Genomic DNA, 20,828 nt, shown 5'->3' with positions numbered 1-20,828 from the left:
ACAGGGCGATAAAGCCCACGATCACCAGCGCAATCAAGCCGTACTTGGTGGCCTTGTAGACCGTGCGGTTCCAGTTCTTGAACGCCTTGCGCTTTTGGTCGATGACCCAGTGCGCATGCGTCAGCCGGTTGATGGCGCCGGTTTGGTCGCCGCCGTCGTTGGGCGAGCTGGCCGCCGACATCACCACGCGCCCGAACCAGCGGTTGAACGCTTCGGCCCAGCGCCATTTCAGCGGCCGTTCGACGTCGCAGAACAGAATGATGCGGTTTTGTTCCGAGTGGTTGTAGGCTTCGTGCACGTAGGTTTCGTCGAACACGACGCTTTCGCCGTCGCGCCAGCTATAGGATTCGCCGTCGACGATGATGTGGCAGCGGTCATCGTTTGGGGTGACCAGGCCCAGGTGATAGCGCAGCGAGCCGGCGAACGGATCGCGATGCGGGTTCAACTGGCCGCCCGGGGGCAGCTCGGCGAACATGGCGGCCTTGACCTTGGGCAGCGTTTTCAGGATGGCAACGGTTTTGGGGCAGAGCTCTTCGGCGGACGGGTGGCGGGCGTCATACCACTTCAGGTAGAACCGCTTCCAGCCGTATTTGAAGAAAGAATTGAAGCCGATGTCGTTATGGGCGTCTGCGGCCCGGATGCGCTGCATTTCCGCCATTTGCACGGCTTCGTCGCGTATCGTCTCCCAGTTGTCGTCCAGCACCTTCAGCTCGGCAATTTCGCTGGTCGTGAGGTACGGGGTGGGAGGCACGCGCGAGGCCAGCACCATGAAGGCATTGACGGGGGCGAGCAGCACCGAGTGGTCAAGCAGCTGCCGGCCCAGCGGCAGTTTGACTCGGCCTCGGAAGTGGGCGAACAGGATGGCGGCGAGCCAGATCCCGGGGATTAACCATTTCATACTTGAACGTCGTCCTGCGGCAGATAGGTCAGATCGACCTCGTATTGTTACACAAGCTTCCTGAGGTTCGCCTGACGGGTCCCTTCAGTTTCCATGCGGCGCCACGCTCAAAATTCCGGACGCAAGGGCTTGGACCGTGATCCCTGGGTACAATTCCCGCTATGTCCGAAGCCGTAACAAACCCGACCCCTTTTGTGCACCTGCGCGTCCACTCCGAGTTCTCGGTGGTGGACGGTATTGTGCGCATCCCCGACCTGATCAAGCGCGTGGCCAAGCTGGGCCAGCCCGCCGTGGCGCTGACCGATCTGTCCAACCTTTTTGGCCTGATCAAGTTCTATAAAGGCGCGCGCGGCGCGGGGGTCAAACCCATCGCCGGCTGTGACGTCTGGTTAAGCAACGACGATGACCCGGGCAAGCCATTCCGGCTGTTGTTGCTGGTGCGCAACCATCAGGGTTACCTGAATCTTTGCGAGCTGCTGTCCAAGGCGTTTCTGACGAACCAGGGCAAGGGGCGTGCCGAAATCCGCCGCGAATGGCTGCAAGGCCAGCAGGGCCTGATCGCGCTGTCGGGCGGCCGCATGGGCGACGTGGGCCAGGCGCTGGACGCCGGCAACGCCGTGTCGGCGCTGGCGCTGGCGCGCCAGTGGGCGCACCTGTTTCCGGGCAGCTACTACATTGAATTGCAGCGCGCGGGCATGGACGGCGACGAAGCCTACACGCAGGCCGCCATGCGCCTGGCGGGCGAAGCCGGGCTGCCCGTGGTGGCCACCCACCCGGTGCAATTCCTGGACGAATATGAATTCCAGGCGCACGAGGCCCGCGTCTGCATCGCCGAAGGCGAAATCCTGGCCAACCCGCGCCGCGTGCGCCGGTTCACCAAAGAGCAATATTTGCTCAGTTCGGAAGAAATGGCGCGGCGCTTTGCCGACGTGCCCTCGGCGCTGGCCAACACGGTTGAAATCGCCAAGCGCTGCAACCTGAGCCTGGTGCTGGGCAAGCCGCGCCTGCCCAACTTCCCCACGCCCGACGGCGTGACGCTGGACGACTACCTGGTCCAGTTGTCGGAAGAGGGCCTGGAAAAGCGCATGGCGTTCCTGTTTCCCGACGAAGCCGAACGCGAAGCCAAGCGCGAGCAGTACTACGAGCGCCTGCGCTGGGAATGCAAGACCATCATCCAGATGGGCTTTCCGGGCTACTTCCTGATCGTTCAAGACTTCATCAACTGGGGCAAGAACAACGGCGTGCCCGTCGGACCCGGCCGGGGCTCGGGCGCGGGTTCGCTGGTGGCCTACGCGCTGGGCATCACCGACCTGGACCCCATTCGCTATGACTTGCTGTTCGAGCGCTTCCTGAATCCCGAGCGGGTCTCCATGCCCGACTTCGATATCGACTTCTGCCAGGACAACCGCGAACGCGTCATTGACTACGTCAAGGAAAAATACGGCCGCGCCGCCGTCAGCCAGATCGCCACGTTCGGTACGCTGGGCGCCAAGGCCGTGGTGCGCGACGCCGGCCGCGTGCTGGACATGCCCTATATGTTCTGCGACGGGCTGTCCAAACTGATCCCGTTCAACCCGATGGATCCGTGGTCCCTGGAACGCACCCTGAAGGACGAACCGGCCTTCAAGGACCGCTACGAACAGGAAGAGGAAGTGCGCGCGCTGGTCGATCTGGCCAAGCCGCTGGAAGGCCTGACCCGCAACATCGGCATGCACGCGGGCGGCGTGTTGATCGCGCCGGGCAAGCTCACGGATTTCTGCCCGCTGTATTGCCAGCCGGGGCAGGAAAACAGCGCCGTCTCGCAGTTCGACAAAGACGACGTCGAAGCCGCCGGCCTGGTCAAGTTCGACTTTCTGGGCCTGCGCAACCTGACCATCCTGGATTGGGCCGTGCGCTACGTGCGCCAGTTCAACGAGGACAAGCGCGACTTCGACGTCATGGCGCTGGAACTGGACGACCCGGCCGCCTACAAGATCCTGTGCGACGCCAACACCACCGCCGTGTTCCAGCTGGAATCGCGCGGCATGAAAGAGCTGCTGAAGAAGCTGCGGCCGAACACGTTCGAAGACATCATCGCCATGCTGGCGCTGTATCGTCCGGGGCCGCTGGAATCGGGCATGGTTGACGACTTCGTCAACCGCAAGCACGGCCGTGCCGCGGTGGACTACTTCCACAACGATCTGGAAGGCACGCTGAAAAGCACCTACGGGGTCATCGTCTACCAAGAACAGGTGATGCTGATCTCGCAGATCATCGGCGGCTATTCGCTGGGCGGCGCCGACCTGCTGCGCCGCGCCATGGGCAAGAAAAAGCCCGAGGAAATGGCCAAGCACCGCGAATTGTTCGAGCAAGGCGCCAAGGAAAAGGGCCACGACCCGGACCTGGCCGTCAAGCTGTTCGACCTGATGGAAAAGTTTGCGGGATACGGCTTTAACAAGTCGCACTCGGCAGCCTATGCGCTGATCTCGTACCAGACCGCGTGGCTCAAGGCTTATCACCCGACGGAGTTTTTGGCCGCCACCATGTCATCCGATATGGACGACACGGACAAGGTCCAGATTTTCTGCCGCGACGCCCAGGACAACGGCGTTGAAGTGCTGCCGCCCGATGTCAATTTTTCGGGCTACCGCTTCGAACCCGTCAAGGACAAGTACACCGAAAAAGGCAAGCCGCCGCGCACCATGCGCTACGGCCTGGGCGCCGTCAAGGGCACGGGGCAGGGCGCGGTCGAAGACATCCTGCGCGCGCGCAAGGAAGGCGGCCCGTTCCTGAACCTGTTCGATTTCTGCCGCCGTGTGGGCAAGCAGGCCGTCAACCGCCGCACCATCGAAGCGCTGATCAAGGCCGGCGCGTTCGACACCATCGAACCGAACCGCGCGGCGATGCTGGCCTCGGTGCCTACGGCGATGGAAGCGGCCGAACAGGCCGCCCGCAGCGCCAACCAGGCATCGCTGTTCGGCGACGACAGCAGCGACGTGGTCGCGGGCGAACTGGCCAAGGTCGCGCCGTGGGACCTGCACAAGAAGCTGACGGAAGAAAAATCCGCGCTGGGCTACTACTACAGCGGCCACTTGTTCGACGCCTGGCGCGACGAAGTGCGCCGCATCGTGCCGATGCAACTGGCGCGGGTGGAGCCGCAGCGCGACCTGCAATGGATGTGCGGCGTGCTGGCCAGTGTGCGGGTCATGATGACGCGGCGAGGCAAGATGGTGTTTGCCGTGCTGGATGACGGCACCGCGCAGGTCGAGATCTCGGTGTTCAACGAGCTCTACGAAAAGCATCGCAACCGCTTGCGCGAAGATCAACTGGTCATCGTGCAAGGCAAGGTCAGCAACGACGATTACTCAGGCGGCATGCGCATCGTTGCCGAACAACTGTACGACTTGCAACTGGCCCGCGAAGCACGCGCCAAATCGCTGCGGGTCAAGCTGAACGGCACGGCGGACGCGGCGCGTTTGCGCCAGATGCTGAACCCGTTCCGCGCCGAACCGGAAAACGGTATCCCGGGCGTGCCCGTCGATATCGTCTATACCAAGAACAATTTTCTATGCACAGTGCGGCTGGGCGAAGAATGGCGCGTCCGCATGGCCGACACGCTACTTGAAAACCTGAACGCCTGGACCAAACCCGATGGAGTTGAGGTGACCTATTGATGCGAAGCCTGCGTATCGTGCATTCGGAAGCGGCTACCAGTTTCGGTGGCCAGGAAGGGCGAATCTTCAAGGAAATGACGGCCATGCGCGCGCGTGGTCACCATGTTGAAGCCATCGTCCAATCGCGGGCAATGCTGGTCGAACGTCTGACGGATGCCGGTTTTACCGTGCATAAAGTCGATATGGACGGGCCGGTGAATTACTTCAAGGGCGTGGCGGCCGTGCGCCGTATCCTGCGCGAGGGGCGGTTCGACGTGCTCAATACGCACAGCCGGCGCGATACCGTCATTGCGGCAATGGCCGGCCGGCTGGTCGGTACGCCGCTGATCGTGCGCACGCGGCACCTGTCGAACAAGGTCGGTTCGATGTGGTCCTACACGTGGCTGCCGCATCGCGTGACGACCGTGAGCGACCACGTGCGCAAATACCTGATTCAGCGCGGCGTGCCCGCCAACAAGATCGCCACCGTCTATTCGCCCATCGTGCTGCCGGCCCCTGTCGAACGGTCCACGTTGCGTGACGAACTGGGCTTGTCCGATGACGACGTGATCGTGGGCTGCGTGGCGGTCATGCGCGCCACCAAGGGCCACAAGGACCTCATCGACGCGATGGCGCCGCTGATGCAAAGCCGGCCCAAGCTGCACCTGGTGTTTGTGGGGGGCGGCTCGCCGGTGTTTGAGCAAACGCAGGAATACGTCGCCAAGCTGGGCTTGCAACACCGCATCCACCTGATGGGCATGCGGCGCGACGTGCCCAATCTGCTGGCCGGGTTCGACGTGTTCGCGCTGGCTACGCAGCAAGAGGCCTCGGGCACCGTCTACGTCGAAGCCCAGGCCAGCGGCCTGCCGGTGGTGGGCACCGATGTAGGCGGCGTATCCGAAATGTTCCGCAATGGCGAAACCGGCATCCTGGTCCCGCCCAAGAACCCGCAAGCCCTGGTCGACGCCTTGCAGCGCCTGATCGATGACCCGGCCCTGCGCCGCCAGATGGGCGACGCCGGCCGCAAGATGGTCTGGGAAGAAGCCGTGTTTTCGCCCGTGCGCCTGGCCGAAACCACCGAAGCCGTCTACCTGAAATGGTTGGCGGAACGCGCCGCATGAACGCGCCCAACGTCCCCGTGCTGATGTACCACCATGTCACCCCCGCGGGCGGCATGATCGCGGCGACGCCCGACGTGTTTGAAGCGCAGGTGTCGCGCCTGGCGCGCGCGGGTTATCAATCGCTGACGGCCGCGCAGTTTGCCGCCTACCTGGCGGGGCAGCCGGCGCCTGAGCGCTCGGTGCTGATCACCTTCGACGACGGCTATCTGAACAACTGGGTACACGCGCATCCGGTTCTGGCGCGCCACGGCATGCGCGCCGTGCTGTTCACCATCACGGGTTGGATCGGCGACGGCCCTGTGCGCGCGCATGCCGGCCAGGGCGGCGTGCTGCCGGCCACGCCCGACCACGACACCTGCAAGCAATGGGTGGCGGCCGGGCGGACGGACGACGCCATGCTGCGCTGGAGCGAAATCGAAGCGATGCAAGCGGCGGGCACGTTCGAGTTCCATTCGCACACGCATACGCACACGCGCTGGGACAAGGTCTGCGGCAACGATGTGGACGCCAAGCGCGAGCACATCGCCCGCGAGCTGCACGATTCCCGCCAGACGCTGGTGCAGCGTCTGGGCTCGGTCAGCAGCCACTTGTGCTGGCCGCAAGGCTACTTTGACGCCGACTACGTCGCCGCCGCGCGCCAGGCGGGTTTTGCGCACCTGTACACCACCGACCCTTTCGGGCAGAACACGCCCGGCGCGGACCCCGAACACATCTATCGCTTCGCCGTGCGCAATCAGGGCGGAAGCTGGCTAAACCGGCGCATCTGGTTGTCGCGCGACCCTTTTTGGGGCCCGCGTTACCACGCCTGGAAGGCCTGGAAAAAGCGTCTTAGGAATCGCGGATGAAGCTATCAGTCATCATCATCACCAAGAACGAAGCGGCCAACATCGCCGCCTGCCTGAAGTCCGTGTCCTTTGCCGACGAATTCATCGTGGTTGACTCGGGCAGCACCGACGGCACCGTCGAGCTGGCGCAGGCGCTGGGCGCGCGCGTCGAAGTCACGGCTGATTGGCCCGGCTTCGGCCCGCAGAAAAACCGCGCGCTGGACCTGGCCACGGGTGACTGGGTCTTGTCGATTGACGCCGATGAACGCGTGACGCCCGAACTGGCCCGCGAGATTCAGGACGTGCTGGCCAACCCGCGCGCCGATGCGTACGAGATTGCCCGTCTGTCCAATTTTTGCGGCAAGGACATTCGACATAGCGGCTGGTGGCCGGATTACGTGCTGCGCCTGTTCAAACGCGGCACGGCGCGCTTCACCGATGCCGCCGTGCACGAACGGGTGGTGCCGGCCAATGGCCAACCCTTGAAATTGCAGGGCTATTTCAACCACTATCCCTACGACAACCTGGACGCGCTGATCAACAAGGTCAATCGCTATTCGTCGGATGCCGCCGCCATGATGTACGCCAAGGGGCGCCGCACGTCGGTGTTCGGCGCGCTGGGCCACGGCTTCTGGACGTTCGTGCGCATCTACCTGATCCGGCGCGGTTTCCTGGATGGCCGGCACGGCCTGGTGCTGGCGGTGACGGCTGCGGCGGGCAGCTTCTTTCGCTATTCCAAGCTGATGTTCCTGGCCGAGAAGCAAAAGTGAAGATCCTGTACACGAACTTCCACGCGAACAACGGCGGGGGGCACGTCACCTACATCATCAATCTGGCAAAGGCGTTGGCGCGCGACCACGACATCACCGTGGCGGCGCCGCCCACCAGCCGGCTGTATCGCTACGCCCGCGCGATTCCCGGCGTGACGGTGGTGGACATGCTGTACACGACGCGCCCCTCGTCCTGGTTCAAGGACCGCGCAAAGTTGCGCCGCCTGATCAAGACCGGGCGTTTCGACATCATTCACGCCAACGGTTCGGCCGATCACAAGCAGGTCATGCTGGCGACGCTGGGCATGGCACGCCGGCCTCGCATCGTGTTTACCAAGCACAATGACCACCCGCTTTCCAGCTTTGGCCACAAGTTGCGCGTGGCGCTGGCCACGGACCACGGCATCGCCGTCAGCGATTACGTGCATGGACTGATGCAGCGCTCGCCCTACAGCAAGCGCCCCATCACCACGATACGCCACGGCGTTGACACTGACTTCTTCGCGCCGCCACCGCCCGAAAGCCTGGACAAGCTGCGTGCGCTGATCTTCGGGGAAGACTGGCAGGGCAAGCTGCTGCTGGGTAGCGCCGGCGGCACTGACTACGATAAGGGCTGGCTGGACCTGGTGGCCGCCGTGGCCGCGTTGCCGCCCGAAGACAAAGCGCGCGTGCTGCTGATGGTGGCGGGCGACCCGCCCAACGAAGCCAAGCTGGCTCGGGTGCGCGAGCTGGGCATGATCGATCAAGTGCGCTTTCCGGGCCTGCTGGACGACGTGCGCGCGTCGCTGGCGTCTTGCCACGCCGGCTTTGTCTTGTCGTATCGCGAAGCCCTGTCTTTCGCCTGCCGCGAGATCATGGCGCTGGGCCTGCCCGCGCTGGTGAGCGATGCCGGCGGCCTGCCGGAAAACGTGAATGACGGCGTCGACGGCTGGATCGTGCCGGTGCGGGACGTGCCCGCCATCACAGCCAAACTGCGTTTCATGCTGGACCATCCGGACACGGTGCGCGAGATGGGCGCGCGGGCGCGCGAAACCAGCTTGCGCGACTTCAATCTGCAACGTTTCGCGGCGGCCACAGTGGACGTCTACCAGCGTACGCTGGATGGACGTCGGGCTCTATAATCCGGTCCTATGTCTATTCCCATTCTCATGTACCACCAGATCGGCGAGCCCAATCCCAAGGGCACGCCGTTTCGTGGGCTCACGGTGCACCCCGACAGCTTCGCCCGCCAGATGCGCTGGATGCGTCGGCTGGGTTATCGCGGCTTGTCGATGCGCGACGTGATGCCCTATGTGCGCGGTGAACGGCAAGGCAAGGTATTCGGCATTACCTTCGACGACGGCTACCGCAACGTGCATCACAACGCGATGCCGATCTTGAGCGAGCTGGGCTTTACCGCCACCAACTATTTTGTTGCGCGCCAATTCGACGGCGGCAACGTCTGGGACTTGCAAAAAGGCATTCCTTTTTCGGCCCTGATGACCGTGAACGAAATGCGCGAATGGGCGCAGGCCGGCAACGAAGTGGGCTCGCACACGCTGGACCATGTGCATCTGCCCGAGCTTGCGCCCGACGAGGCGCGCCGCCAGATCGTGGAATCCAAGGATGAACTGGAACAAGCGCTGGGCGCGCCGGTCACCGCGTTTTGCTACCCCTATGGCGACCACGGCCCCGAGCATCGCGCCATGGCGCGCGAGGCCGGCTACGACAACGCCACGCTGACCCAACGCGGCCTGGCCGCGGCCTCGGATGATCCCTTCGGCTTGCCGCGTGTGACGGTGGCGCGTTCCACCAACATCATCCGTTTCCTGCAGAAGTGCCTGACCCGGTATGAAGACACCCGCCGGCGCCGTTGAGCGGCGGCTTCGCATCGCGCTGCTGGTGGACCGTTTCGGTAACCGCTTCGGTGGCGCCGAGGCTTACGGCGTGGAGCTGATGCGGGTGCTGGGCGAGCGTCACGACGTGTCCGTCGTTGCGCGCGATTTCGACAGCGATCTGCCGTTCGAGTTTCTGCCCGTGCGGTTTCCCGGGTGGCTGCCCAGTTGGATGCGGGTGCTGTATTTTGCCCTGCGCGCCGATCGGCTGACGCGCGGCCGGTTCGACATCGTGCATTCACACATGAACGGCTGGGCAGGCGAAATCCAGGTCATGCACGTGACGCCGGTGCGTTATAACCGCGTGGCGCGAGTCAACCCGGTGCAGGGGTTCCGCGCGTGGCTCAGCCCGCGCCTGGCCACCTATCTGCTGCTGGAGAAGCTGCGCGTGCGCCAGTCGCCCACGCGTCATGTGGTGGCCGTGTCCGGGCTGATCATGGACCAGCTGCACCGCAGTTATGGCCCACAGGTGAAGGTGGAGATCATCGCGCCGGGCGTCAAGCTGCCATCGCCTGATCTGGCGCTTGGCCGTGAAGCGACCCGCGCCCGTCTGGGCTGGGATGCCGACACCATCGGCTGCCTGCTGGTGGCAAGAAACCCGCTACGCAAGGGCCTGCCGGCGCTGCTGGACGCGCTGGCGCAGCTGCCGGCGCAATACAAGCTGCTGGTGGTGGGCGCCGATGACGCGACCCGCGACCGCGTGCGCGCAGCGGGCGGCATTGCCCACCGCGTAACGTTGATCGACCCCACGCCAGAAGTGGCCCAGTATTTCAGCGCGGCGGATATCTATGCGCATCCCACCCTGAACGACAGCTACGGCATGGCGCCGTTGGAAGCCATGTCGCACGGTTTGCCCGTGGTGGTGAGCTCGCCGGCTTACTGCGGGTTTGCGCAATACCTGTCCGCGGGTAAAGACGCGCTGATCCTGCAAGACCCGCGCGACGGCGCACAGCTTGCACAGGCGCTGGAACGGCTGGGTTCGGAACCGGATCTGCGGGCGGCGTTGACCGAGCGCGGCCTGGCGATCGCGCGTGACCAAAGCTGGGAAACCGTGGCTGCGCGCTACGAGGCGCTATATGAAAAGGTGCTTGAAGCGCGGCAACAGGCTTGAAGCAGGCGCGGCGTTCGATAGTTTGCGATTGACGGCCGGCGATTGACGGCGGGCGACTGACCGCCGGCCGTTGACGGTCAATGGCCGGGCGCGGTGGCGCGTTCCAGGTCCGCCAGCCATCGCACCGCGTGCTCGCGGTCCGGGCCGCACATCTCTTGCTGGGGTTGCAGCCCACCACAGAAATCGGGGCGGGATGGCTGGCCGAAAATCGCGCAGCGCATGTCCGGCAGCAACTGAATACAGGGCACGCCGGCCGGCTTGCCCTGGGGCATGCCGGGAATCGGCCGATTGATAGACGGGGCGATGCAGCATGCGCCGCAGCCCGCCCGGCAATCCAGGTTGGAAGCCGTCAGGCTCATACCCATCCGCGCAGCCAATAGACGAACAGGCCGGCGTATTCCTTGATGATGGAACGGCTGGCGTCGAAAGTGCGCTGGTCGGGCAGCCACGGCGACAGCGAACCGTCGGCCGGGGCTACGATTTGCGGCGGCGCGGGCGCGGCGATGGCTTCCACGCCTTGCTTGGAAAACGCCGCCATGGCGCGCGGCATGTGCAGCGCGGACGTCACCAGCAGCACCTTGGCGATGCCGCGCGATTTCAGCGCGTCTTCGGTCAAGGCCGCATTTTCGTAGGTGGTGCGGCTGCTGTTTTCCAGGATCAACGCCGATTCCGGTACCCCTTGCTGACGGATGGCATGCGCCATGCCGCGCGCTTCGCTGACGTCGCCTTCCAGCGCGCCACCGGACAATACGACCTTGGGCGCGCGTCCGGCCAGATACAGCTGGGCGGCCGTGTCCACGCGCACGACGGCGGTGTCTTTGTCATAGGGCAGGAACCAGTTGGCGCGGCCATTTGCGGTATTGCCGCCCAGCACGACGATGGCGTCGGCGGTGGGGGAGTCCGCGGGGGGCAAGTGCGGATATCGGTTTTCAAGCGCGCCGCCCAGCCACAGCGAGGTCGCGGGCAGGGACCAGGCCAGCGCCCACAGCAAGCCCGCGGCGATGATGGCCGCGCCGGTCTTGCGCAGCCGGAACCATCCCAGCGCCAGACCGATGATGACCAGCGTCACGCACAAGTTGTAGGGAATGATCAGATTCGTAAGGTAGCTGGAAAAGGTCATGTCAAAACAATCCTGATTACATCGTCCCGCCCAGCAGGGACATCGCCTGCTGTTCTACTTCGTCGACGGTCGGCCATGCATGCTCCGACCCGACGCATACCGCCCGAGGCGACCACGGACCGGTTCGGCCCGGCCGGGTCACGCCAAACAGCGCAAGTTCCCGGGCGGACGCGGCGGCGGCAACGTGGGAGACCCCGGAGTCGTTGCAGATCACCAGCGCCGCGCGCGCCGTCAACGCGGCGAACGCGCCCAGCGGCAAGGCGGGCAGCAATTGCGCCGTTGGGGCGTTGCGCCGTGCCTCGTCCGTTTCGGCCGGAGGGGGGCACATTACCACGGTATGGCCTTGCGCCTGTAAGGCGCGCGTCAGTGTATCGAATCCCGGCCAGACCTTGATCTTGCCCTTGTGCAGGCCGGTGGCAGTGGGAGCAATCAGGACAAAACGCTGCGCGCTCAGCCCCGCAGCCTGCATGGCCTGGTCGGCGGCCTGCTGGTGCGACGGGGTCAGCGGCAGGTCCAGCGTGGGGCCGGGCTGCGCCGGGCCGCTGGGCAGGCCCCACAGCGACAAGGCCTGGCGGGTCAGGTGGTGCCAGGATTGCACCGCGTGCAAAGATTCATCCGGCTTGTTCACCGGCCAACGCAGCAGAAAGCTGCGGCCATCGTCGCGGTAGCCGGCGCACGGCAGGCCGGCCAGCCGGAACACCAGGGCGCTGGATAGCGAATCGGGCAGCAGCAGGCCCCGCGCGCGGCGGCCCATGGCGCCCAGCGAGCGGCGGTGGGCGCTGACGGCGGCCCGGTCCGGGCCGACCTTGCCGCGCATGGGAACAAAATCCTTCTTCGGCACGCCATCGAGCAGGTCGCGGGCCCATGGCCGCGCGCAGATCACCAGGGGCAGGCCACTGGCCTGCAATGCGCGCAAGCTGGGCAGGCTCATGCAGACGTCGCCCACCCAATTGGGCAGGCGCACGTATAAACAGCTGATATCGGACATGGATGGGTGGGAAGGCAAATTAGTCTTATTAGGGGTAGGGCGGCTCAGCGCGGCGGCGCGTAGCCAGTACAATCCTGGGCACAATTGTATAAAAGCGAGTGTTCCCTTTGAATTCTCCCGCACGCAACACACCCGCGGACTCCACCCCCGTCAAGGCTGAACTCTGGAGCCGGATCTACAGCCGGGTGGGTTCCTACTGGAAGGGCTTGTTGCTGGCCGTCCTGCTGATGGCGGGCGCGGCCGCGACCCAACCGGTTCTGGCCGTCATTATGAAGCCCTTGCTGGACGGCGGCTTTTCCGGCAACAAACCCTATTATGTCTGGGCACTGCCGTTGGCGGTGGTGGGCCTGATCCTGCTGCGCGGCATCTGCAACTTCTTCAGCGACTACCTGCTGGCCTGGGTGGCCAACAACGTGCTGCTGGGCATGCGCCGCGACATGTTCGAGCGCCTGCTGGGCCTGCCCGACGCCGACTTCAAGCGCGGCGACACCGGGCGCCTGCTGAACCGCTTCACCATCGACGCGGGCAACGTCACCGGCTATGCCACCGATGTCATCACGGTGCTGGTGCGCGAAACGCTGGTGGTCATCGCGCTGATCTGCGTCCTGCTGTACATGTCGTGGGTGCTGACGCTGATCATCCTGATCATGTTGCCGGTGTCGGTGCTGATCTCGCGCTTTTTCATCAAGCGCCTGCGCCGCATCAACCGCGATACGGTCAACATGAACGCCGAACTGACCCGGGTGGTCGGTGAAGGCATCGACGGCCAGCGCGTCATCAAGCTGTTCGATGGCTATGAAGTCGAACGCGGTCGCTTCGATTTCGTCAGCCGCCGCCTGCGCCGATTTGCCATGCGCACCGCCACGGCGGACGCCGCGCTGACGCCCCTGACCCAGGTCTGCATTTCGATTTCGGTGGGCGCGGTCATTGCCGTGGCGCTCAGCCAGGCCAACAGCGGCTCGCTGACGGTGGGCAGTTTTGCGTCGTTCATGGCGGCGCTGGCGCAGATCTTCGACCCCATCAAGCGCCTGACCAACGTGGCCGCCCGCATGCAAAAAATGCTGGTGTCCGCCGAAAGCGTGTTCACGCTGATCGACCAGACGCCCGAGATCGACACCGGCACCAAGGAACTGCCCGAACCGGTGCGCGGCAAGGTGGAATTTCGCCATGTCAAACATCGCTTTCCCGATGCCGACCGCGATACGGTCCACGACATTTCCTTCGTGGTGGAACCGGGCCAGACGGTCGCGCTGGTGGGCCGTTCGGGCAGCGGCAAGACCACGCTGGTCAACATGCTGCCGCGCTTTGTGCTGGCCGACTCCGGGTCGATTTTGGTGGATGACACCCCCATCAACGAGCTGACGCTGCGCAGCCTGCGTTCGCATCTGTCGCTGGTCAGCCAGGATGTCGTGCTGTTTGACGACACCATCGCGGCCAACGTCGGTTACGGCGCGCTGGGCAAGTCCAGCGAGCAAAAAGTGCGCGACGCCCTGGCGGCCGCCAACCTGCTGGAATTCGTGGAAGGGCTGCCGCAGGGCATCAACACGCAGGTCGGCGAGAATGCCGCCCGCCTGTCCGGAGGCCAGCGCCAACGCCTGGCCATTGCGCGTGCGCTGATCAAGAACGCACCCATTTTGATCCTGGACGAAGCCACCTCGGCGCTGGACAACGAATCCGAACGCCAGGTGCAGGCCTCGCTGGAACGCCTGATGAAGGGCCGCACCACGCTGGTCATCGCGCATCGGCTGTCCACGGTTCAGAACGCCGACCGGATCATCGTGCTGGATGCCGGAAAAATTGTCGAAGAGGGTCCCCACGCCGAGCTGCTGGCCGCCAATGGCCTGTACGCGTCGCTGTACAAGATGCAATTTCGCGACGACTGAACGCGACCCTTATCGGCCCGAGCCGCCGCGCAACCAGCGCGGCGGCTTTTTTTGCGCCGCCCGGGGCACGGCGCGGGCGCTTCTTGGCGCCGCCCCGTCCACCGCCCAAGCCCCGTAGTTTCTGATTGCCAATCCGACGGATAGCCGGAAAATGGCGCAAGCCCCTCTGCTGTGGCCGGGCCCTGCCTTGCATGGCGGGCCCATCGTATAACCAGGAGCGCCCTATGGCTTCGCCTATCGAAGGCAATCAACTTGTGAACGTCGTCGTCCTGCTGGGCGCGGCGGTCGTCGCCGTACCGATCTTCAAGCGCCTGGGGCTGGGTTCCGTGTTGGGCTACCTGGCGGCCGGCTTGGCAATCGGTCCCTTCGGCATCGGTTTCTTTTCCGACCCCAAGTCCATCCTGCACGTGGCGGAACTGGGCGTTGTCATGTTCCTGTTCATCATCGGGCTGGAAATGCAGCCTTCGCGCCTGTGGAAGCTGCGGGGTGAAATCTTCGGGCTGGGCGTGGCGCAGGTCCTGGCCTGCGGCGGGCTGCTGACGGTGGTGGGCTTGCTGGCGGGCCTGTCGGGCGCGGCCGCCTTCATGGCCGCGATGGGGTTCGTGCTGTCGTCCACGGCAATCGTGATGCAGATTTTGGGCGAGCGCGACGAAAGCACCAGCGCGCAGGGCCAGCGCATCGTCTCCATTTTGCTGCTGGAAGACCTGGCCATCGTGCCCCTGCTGGCCTTGGTGGCTTTGCTGGCGCCCAGCGGCGCGACAGCGGATCACGGCAACCCCTGGACGCAGACCGCGATAGCCCTGGGTTGCATCCTGGCGCTGCTGGCGGCCGGGCGCTGGTTGCTGAACCCGTTGTTCCGGCTGTTGGCCGCCGCCCACGCCCGCGAAGTCATGACCGCCGCGGCCCTGCTCGTCGTGCTGGGCGCCGCCTTGCTGATGGAACTTGGCGGCTTGTCGATGGCGATGGGCGCGTTCCTTGCCGGGGTTCTGTTGTCCGAATCCACGTTTCGACATCAGCTGGAGGCCGAAGTCGAACCGTTCCGGGGCATATTGCTGGGCCTCTTCTTTCTAGGCGTCGGCATGTCGCTGGACCTGTCGGCCGTGGTGCGCGAATGGCCGCTGATCCTGGCGGCTGTCGTCGCGTTCATGGTCGTGAAATCGCTGGGCGTCTACGTGGTGGCCCGCTTGCTGCGCGCCTCGCACGCAGAGGCGGTGACGCGGGCGGCGTTGCTGGCGCAGGGTGGCGAATTCGCGTTCGTGCTTTATGGGGCGGCTGCGGCTGCCGGCATTTTCGACGCGCATACCGGTGCGGTGCTGACCGCAGTCGTCATTATTTCCATGGCTCTGACCCCATTATGTGTGCTGTCGTTGCGGTGGCTGCTGCCCGCGCCGGTTCCTTCCATGGACGGAGTGGATGTTGCGCAAGATCTGGACGGCTGCGCGCTGATCGTGGGTTTTGGCCGGTTCGGCCAGATCGTCACCCAGGCGATGCTGGCGCGCGACCTGAAAGTGTCGATTCTGGATACGGACACCGACGCCATCCGCGCGGCAGCGAAGTGGGGCGTGAAGGTGTACTACGGCGACGGTACCCGCATCGACATGTTGCGTACGGCTGGCGCTGAAAACGCCTGCGCGATCCTGATTTGTATCGACAACCCGCAGGCCGTGAATCACATGGTCAAGCTGATCAAGTCCGAATTCCCCTTGGTGCGCGTGGTGGTCCGGGCGTATGACCGCATTCATTCCCTGGCCTTGGCCAAGGAAGGGGTCGACTACCAGGTGCGCGAAACGCTGGAATCGGCGCTGGTATTCGGCGAAGCCGCATTGCGCGCCATCGGGGTGCCGGCGGACGAGGCGGCCGAGGTGGTGCAGGACGTGCGCCGGCGCGATACCGAACGCTTCGACCTGGAAGTGGCGGGCGGCCTGTTCGCGGGCCGGTCGTTGCTGTACGGCAATATGACCGGGCCTGCCGACGGGCGAAACGACAAGCCGGACCGAGAAGCCGCCGAGGCGGCTACCAATCCCCTGGCGTAACGCTGTATATCGCCATCGTTGCACAACTTTTCGGTTCATTTCACGCGCGGCGGTGCCCGGCTGCGGTAGATTTATCAGCACTGACTCTTCACTTACGAAGAGCATTTGCCAGGGGGCTGCCATGCTGCATTCGGACCGGGGTTTTTTGACACCGCACGCTGTAGGGGTTGAGCTTGCCCGACGCCAGGCTTTGGCGTTGCAATGCGGATTTTCGGCTGACGCGATGCGTCAGCTGCTCACGCCAGGGGGCAGCGCTGCGCCTGCGTGGGCGATCAGCGCACACCGCGAGACGGACCGGGTCCGGGGCGCGGGCGCGTTTCCGTTCCGAATCGGCGCGGCGGCGGTTTCTTGACGGCTAAGGCCGGGCGTACGGCGCCCGGAGCGTTGCTCGGGTTTGCCGCCTTGCGCGCCGCGCCAGGCGGCGGCATTATCCTGCTGAATATCACAAGGACGTCAGCCACGACACCCGCACGCATCGCCAAGGAGCGCCGGTTTGAAGTCTCGCAGTTTTGTGCACCGCGCCTTGTACGCGTTGGCCGGACTGGTGGCCATCGGCATCTGCATGGCGGCAGTGGCGTTGCTGTGGATCGACCGTCAGGCCACCTGGGCTACCGCGCACAAGTCGGCACGTAACATCACCGGGGTGCTTGCCGCTGATATTGGCCGCACGCTTCAAATCTACGATTTATCCCTGCAAGGCGTCGTAGAACGGCTGGGCGAGCCCGGTATCAGGGACGTCAGCCGTCCTACGCTACAGCGCTTTCTGTTTGACCGGTCGTCCACCGCCGAATACCTGGGCGCCATCGTGGTGCTGGATCGCGACGGAAACATCCGTTATGACTCCACCTCGATTAATCCCCCGCCGTTGAATTTTGCCGACCGCGACTACTTTCGCGTGCACCGCGATGCGCACGATGTGGGCTTGTACGTCAGCCGCCCTTATATCAGCCGCCTGCGGCAGGGCGATGAAAGCATCGCAATCAGCCGTCGCCTGGTGAATGCGGATGGCAGTTTCGCCGGAGTCGTTGCCGGTTCGTTGCGAATGGCGTATTTCCGCGATCGATTCGCAGAGCTATCCATCGGCCACAACGACGCCATCACGATATTCCGCAACGACGGCGTGGTGCTGGTGCGCAATCCTTATTCCGTTGCGAATGTTGCGGGTAGCGGGGACGGGCTGCTGGCGTTCCAGCAATTCCTGATCCGGCGTGAAAGCACTTTCGTGGGCGACTGGGCGCCTGATGGCGTGAACCGTCTTTACACCTTCGACACCATCGACAAGACGCCGCTGGTGATCGACGTGGCGCTATCCGTGGACGACATCCTGGCGCGTTGGGAACGGCGCGCGGCGTTGATCGTGCCCGTTACGCTGGCACTGTTTTTCTCGGTGATGGCGCAGATTGTGTTGTTCCGTCGTGAAATGCGGTGGCGTCAGGCATTCGAACAGCAATTGCGAGAGCGCGCACAGACGGATGGCCTGACCGGCATCGCCAACCGACGCACGTTTGACGAAACGCTTGAGCGCGAGTGGGCATCGGCCCGCCGCAATGGCACGCCGATCTCACTGCTTTTTCTGGATGCGGATCACTTCAAGCGCTACAACGATCGCTACGGCCATCAAGAGGGCGACGAGCTGTTGAAACGGCTGGCGCGGGCGCTCGAGAGTAAAGCCCGGCGGCCTCGCGACCTGGCGGCCCGCTATGGTGGCGAGGAGTTCGTGCTGCTGCTGCCCGATACCGATCGCGGCGACGCGACGGCCATTGCCGAATCCATACGGGGAGCGATTGCGGATTTTGGTATTCCGCATGAAGACAATGTGGGCGGCATCGTCACGGTCAGCATCGGTGTGGCAACTGCCAGACCTACCGATGCAAAACCGGCATCGATGTTGCTTGAGGCCGCCGACGCCGCCGTGTATCGCGCAAAAAAAGCCGGGCGCAATCGAATCGCCTCGGCTTGATGGTCCCTGACTTATCGGCCCAGCATCAACGCCTGCATGCGGGTATGCGCCTGTTGCAGGTTCTTGGCCTGTTCATTCAGGTTTTGCAGCAGCTGGTTCAACTCGGTTTGCACCGCCGGGTCGTTCACCTTGACGATCGGACCGGAGATCTCGATCTGCGCTTTGTGCGCCTCGACGTAGTCGGCGATTTTCAAGCCGCTGTCGAAGGTGGCATTCAATTGCGGCAGCACGTCGCGGAACGTGTCGGCGGGCAGGCTCACGGTCTTTTCATAGGCCTTGTCGTAAACCGTCTTCAAGTCCGCCGGCTGTTTAAGTTGCGCGTGCGCCGCGTCCGCCTTGGTCTGCTGATCTTTCAGTGCAACGCCCATATCGCTCAAGGACTGTTGCGCGGCTTTCATATCTTCGCGGCGCGTCACGATATCGTTCAACGAACGCAGGGCGCCTTTTTGGATGATTCCCGACAACGGCTTTACGGACGCGTCCATGCCGGCGTTGAAATCGGTGATCACGGCGTAATGGGCAGCGTAGTCGCCGAACGACTTCTGTTCCTCATCCGTCAGCTTGGGCACGCGCACGCCGGGCTTGTCCACGATGCGAGTTTGCAGGTACTGAATGAACGCGGCACGCTGCTCGGGCTCCTTGTCGCCGCAAGCGGCCAGCACCAGCGGCAGCGCCGCAACCAGCAGCAAGAACGGACGGAATAGGGACTTCATTGAATAACCTCCGAAAGCATGAAAAAGGGCGCTTGGCAGGGTAAACCCTGTCAAAGCGCCCGCGAGCTTATCGGCTGAAGCTACTCGCCGCCATCCGTTTCAAACTTCATTTCAATCGAATCGTTACGTCACATAATTTGCGAAGATTGATGTGAAAGTCAGATGGGTTTTTGCTATACGCGCGTGTCAGGCGAGGTCAGACGAGAATGATGTCGTATTTTTCCTGCGTATAAGTGCTCTCGACTTCCAGGGATACCCGTTTGCCGACGAAATCGCCGAGCATGGCCAAATGCTGGCTTTCTTCTTCCAAAAATAAATCCACGACGTCCTGCGACGCCAAGATCCGAAACTCCTTGGGATTGAACTGCCGGGCCTCGCGCAGGATTTCACGCAGAATCTCGTAGCAGACGGTACGCGGCGTGCGGACATTGCCGCGCGATTCGCACATGGGGCAGGGCTCGCAAAGCTGATGCGCCAGCGAATCCCGCGTGCGCTTTCGCGTCATTTCCACCAGCCCCAGTTGCGTAAAGCCATTAACCGTCATGCGCGTGCGGTCGCGCGACAAGGCTTTTTTGAGTTCGGCCAGCACCGTGTCGCGGTGTTCCTGCTCTTCCATGTCGATGAAGTCCAGGATGACAATGCCGCCCAGGTTACGCAGCCGCAGTTGGCGCGCGATTGCCTGGGCCGCCTCCAGGTTGGTCTTGAATATGGTGTCGTCAAAGTTGCGGCCGCCGACGAACCCGCCGGTATTCACGTCCACCGTCGTCAATGCTTCGGTCTGGTCGATGATCAAATACCCGCCCGATTTCAGATCCACCCTGCGAGACAGCGCCCGCGCGATCTCGTCGTCGACGTTGGCGGTATCGAACAAGGGGCGGTCGCCGCTGTAATGTTGAATGCGGTCGACGACAGACGGGGTGTAGACCCGGGCCCATTCCAGCATCGCGGCGCTGGTCGTGCGCGAATCCACCAGAATGGCGCCAATCGTCGGCCCCACCATGTCTCGCAATACGCGTTGTGCCAGCGTCAGGTCTTGATGCAAAAGCGCGGGGGCGGGCTGGGTTCGAGCGGCAGCCTGGACGCTGCTCCAGAGCTTGCGCAAATATTCCAGGTCGGCGGTTAGTTCTTCATTATTAGCGCCTTCGGCCTGCGTCCGCACGATAAAGCCGCCTTTCTCATCCGCCGGCATCAGCGCCTGCAGCCGCTCACGCAGCTGAATGCGCTCGGATTCGGCGTCGATCTTCTGCGAAATCCCGATATGGGGATCATGGGGCAGATAAACCAGCATCCGTCCCGCCATGCTGATCTGGGTCGACAGACGCGCGCCCTTGGTCCCCAGCGGGTCCTTGACCACCTGAACCATGATGGTCTGTCCCTCGAAGAGCAGCTTTTCGATAGGCGTGGGCGTCAAACCCTGGCTACGTTCGCCGCGGTTCTCACGTAGGTCGGCAATATGAATAAAGGCGGCGCGCTCCAGGCCAATATCGATAAACGCGCTTTGCATGCCCGGCAACACACGAACCACACGCCCCAGGTAGATATTGCCGACATGGCCACGCTGGATGCTGCGTTCCACATGCAGCTCCTGCACTGACCCTTGTTCCACCAGCGCAACGCGGGTTTCAAACGGGGTCACATTGATCAGAATATCTTCGCGCTGGGCGATGGCGGGGGGCATAGCGTGCTCGTCTCCAAGTAGGTGCGGCGTACAGCGAATAGTAAACGTACCCTACGCCTAGGCAAGCCCGGGCGCCAACTATCTATATAGAGGGCGGCATCACCGGTTGCGATGCCCACTTCATGCGTATTTAGATTTACACAACTTTCTTGCCTGCCCGGGCGGCCCGCCCAAAAACCTGTGCTATAGTCTCGCTCCTTCGCAGTTCAGAGATTTTTGAACC

The 20,828-nt window shown here is 63.6% G+C and carries 16 protein-coding genes; 10 read left to right on the top strand and 6 right to left on the bottom strand.

The annotated features are described in order from the left end of the window. On the bottom strand, positions 1 to 898 hold an 898-nt coding region (gene lpxO / locus YH64_RS28830), incomplete at its 3' end, for a lipid A hydroxylase LpxO (protein WP_046807751.1). A 161-nt stretch (positions 899 to 1,059) separates the two neighbouring features. Here lpxO and dnaE point away from each other — a divergent pair. From dnaE to YH64_RS28795, 7 genes are read left to right on the top strand one after another with little or no spacing between them, the layout of a single operon-like run. Beyond that, the gene (gene dnaE, locus YH64_RS28825; RefSeq protein ID WP_104143301.1) at positions 1,060 to 4,551 is read left to right on the top strand and encodes a DNA polymerase III subunit alpha; all 3,492 of its coding nucleotides are present in this window, start codon (positions 1,060 to 1,062) and stop codon (positions 4,549 to 4,551) included. Further along, entirely contained in the window at positions 4,551 to 5,651 is a 1,101-nt protein-coding gene (locus YH64_RS28820) for a glycosyltransferase family 4 protein (RefSeq protein ID WP_046807753.1), read from the top strand. The genes dnaE and YH64_RS28820 overlap by 1 nt, the downstream gene beginning before the upstream one ends. Beyond that, positions 5,648 to 6,496 carry a polysaccharide deacetylase family protein gene (locus YH64_RS28815; RefSeq protein WP_046807754.1) on the top strand — a complete coding sequence of 283 codons (849 nt, stop codon included), beginning with the start codon at positions 5,648 to 5,650 and terminating at the stop codon, positions 6,494 to 6,496. The genes YH64_RS28820 and YH64_RS28815 overlap by 4 nt, the downstream gene beginning before the upstream one ends. Beyond that, complete coding sequence (locus YH64_RS28810; RefSeq protein WP_046807755.1) at positions 6,493 to 7,245, top strand: glycosyltransferase family 2 protein; 753 nt, start codon at positions 6,493 to 6,495, stop codon at positions 7,243 to 7,245. Before YH64_RS28815 ends, YH64_RS28810 begins: the two co-directional genes overlap by 4 nt. Continuing rightward, positions 7,242 to 8,366, top strand: coding sequence for a glycosyltransferase family 4 protein (locus YH64_RS28805; RefSeq protein WP_046807756.1), 1,125 nt, complete (start codon positions 7,242 to 7,244; stop codon positions 8,364 to 8,366). The genes YH64_RS28810 and YH64_RS28805 overlap by 4 nt, the downstream gene beginning before the upstream one ends. A gap of 9 nt (positions 8,367 to 8,375) precedes the next feature. Then, positions 8,376 to 9,101, top strand: coding sequence for a polysaccharide deacetylase family protein (locus YH64_RS28800; RefSeq protein WP_143215596.1), 726 nt, complete (start codon positions 8,376 to 8,378; stop codon positions 9,099 to 9,101). Beyond that, positions 9,076 to 10,230 (top strand): glycosyltransferase family 4 protein, encoded by a 1,155-nt coding sequence (locus tag YH64_RS28795; protein ID WP_046807758.1) that lies wholly within the window; start codon positions 9,076 to 9,078, stop codon positions 10,228 to 10,230. Before YH64_RS28800 ends, YH64_RS28795 begins: the two co-directional genes overlap by 26 nt. A gap of 77 nt (positions 10,231 to 10,307) precedes the next feature. Here the strand turns inward: YH64_RS28795 and YH64_RS28790 are convergent, their stop codons facing one another. Genes YH64_RS28790 through YH64_RS28780 form a run of 3 tightly spaced genes read right to left on the bottom strand, consistent with a single transcriptional unit; the run spans position 10,308 to position 12,338 of the window. Further along, the gene (locus YH64_RS28790) at positions 10,308 to 10,589 is read right to left on the bottom strand and encodes a YkgJ family cysteine cluster protein (protein ID WP_082134691.1); all 282 of its coding nucleotides are present in this window, start codon (positions 10,587 to 10,589) and stop codon (positions 10,308 to 10,310) included. Then, positions 10,586 to 11,350, bottom strand: coding sequence for a YdcF family protein (locus YH64_RS28785; protein ID WP_046807760.1), 765 nt, complete (start codon positions 11,348 to 11,350; stop codon positions 10,586 to 10,588). The genes YH64_RS28790 and YH64_RS28785 overlap by 4 nt, the downstream gene beginning before the upstream one ends. 16 nt (positions 11,351 to 11,366) lie before the next feature. After that, entirely contained in the window at positions 11,367 to 12,338 is a 972-nt protein-coding gene (locus YH64_RS28780) for a glycosyltransferase family 9 protein (protein WP_046807761.1), read from the bottom strand. Between the two features lie 107 nt (positions 12,339 to 12,445). On the opposite strand from YH64_RS28780, the gene msbA reads away from it, so the two are divergent. The 3 genes from msbA to YH64_RS28760 all read left to right on the top strand — a co-directional run bounded on the left by msbA (position 12,446) and on the right by YH64_RS28760 (position 18,214). Then, a complete protein-coding gene (gene msbA, locus YH64_RS28775) occupies positions 12,446 to 14,221 on the top strand; it encodes a lipid A export permease/ATP-binding protein MsbA (protein ID WP_046807762.1) in 1,776 nt (591 codons plus the stop codon). A gap of 224 nt (positions 14,222 to 14,445) precedes the next feature. After that, positions 14,446 to 16,254: a monovalent cation:proton antiporter-2 (CPA2) family protein gene (locus YH64_RS28770; RefSeq protein ID WP_046807763.1), complete on the top strand. Its 1,809-nt coding sequence runs from the start codon at positions 14,446 to 14,448 to the stop codon at positions 16,252 to 16,254. Positions 16,255 to 16,747: 493 nt separating this feature from the next. After that, on the top strand, positions 16,748 to 18,214 hold the full coding sequence (locus YH64_RS28760; RefSeq protein WP_046807764.1) for a diguanylate cyclase: 1,467 nt from the start codon (positions 16,748 to 16,750) through the stop codon (positions 18,212 to 18,214). An 11-nt stretch (positions 18,215 to 18,225) separates the two neighbouring features. Here the strand turns inward: YH64_RS28760 and YH64_RS28755 are convergent, their stop codons facing one another. Continuing rightward, positions 18,226 to 18,927 (bottom strand): DUF3053 domain-containing protein, encoded by a 702-nt coding sequence (locus YH64_RS28755; protein ID WP_046807765.1) that lies wholly within the window; start codon positions 18,925 to 18,927, stop codon positions 18,226 to 18,228. A 196-nt stretch (positions 18,928 to 19,123) separates the two neighbouring features. After that, positions 19,124 to 20,605, bottom strand: coding sequence for a ribonuclease G (gene rng / locus YH64_RS28750; protein ID WP_143215595.1), 1,482 nt, complete (start codon positions 20,603 to 20,605; stop codon positions 19,124 to 19,126). Positions 20,606 to 20,828: the final 223 nt, after the last annotated feature.

Source organism: Achromobacter sp. LC458, from assembly GCF_001005835.2.
Taxonomy (GTDB): domain Bacteria; phylum Pseudomonadota; class Gammaproteobacteria; order Burkholderiales; family Burkholderiaceae_B; genus Achromobacter; species Achromobacter spanius_B.
The sequence above is the reverse complement of the archived record's forward strand: the minus strand, read 5'-3'. Positions and strand labels throughout refer to the sequence as shown.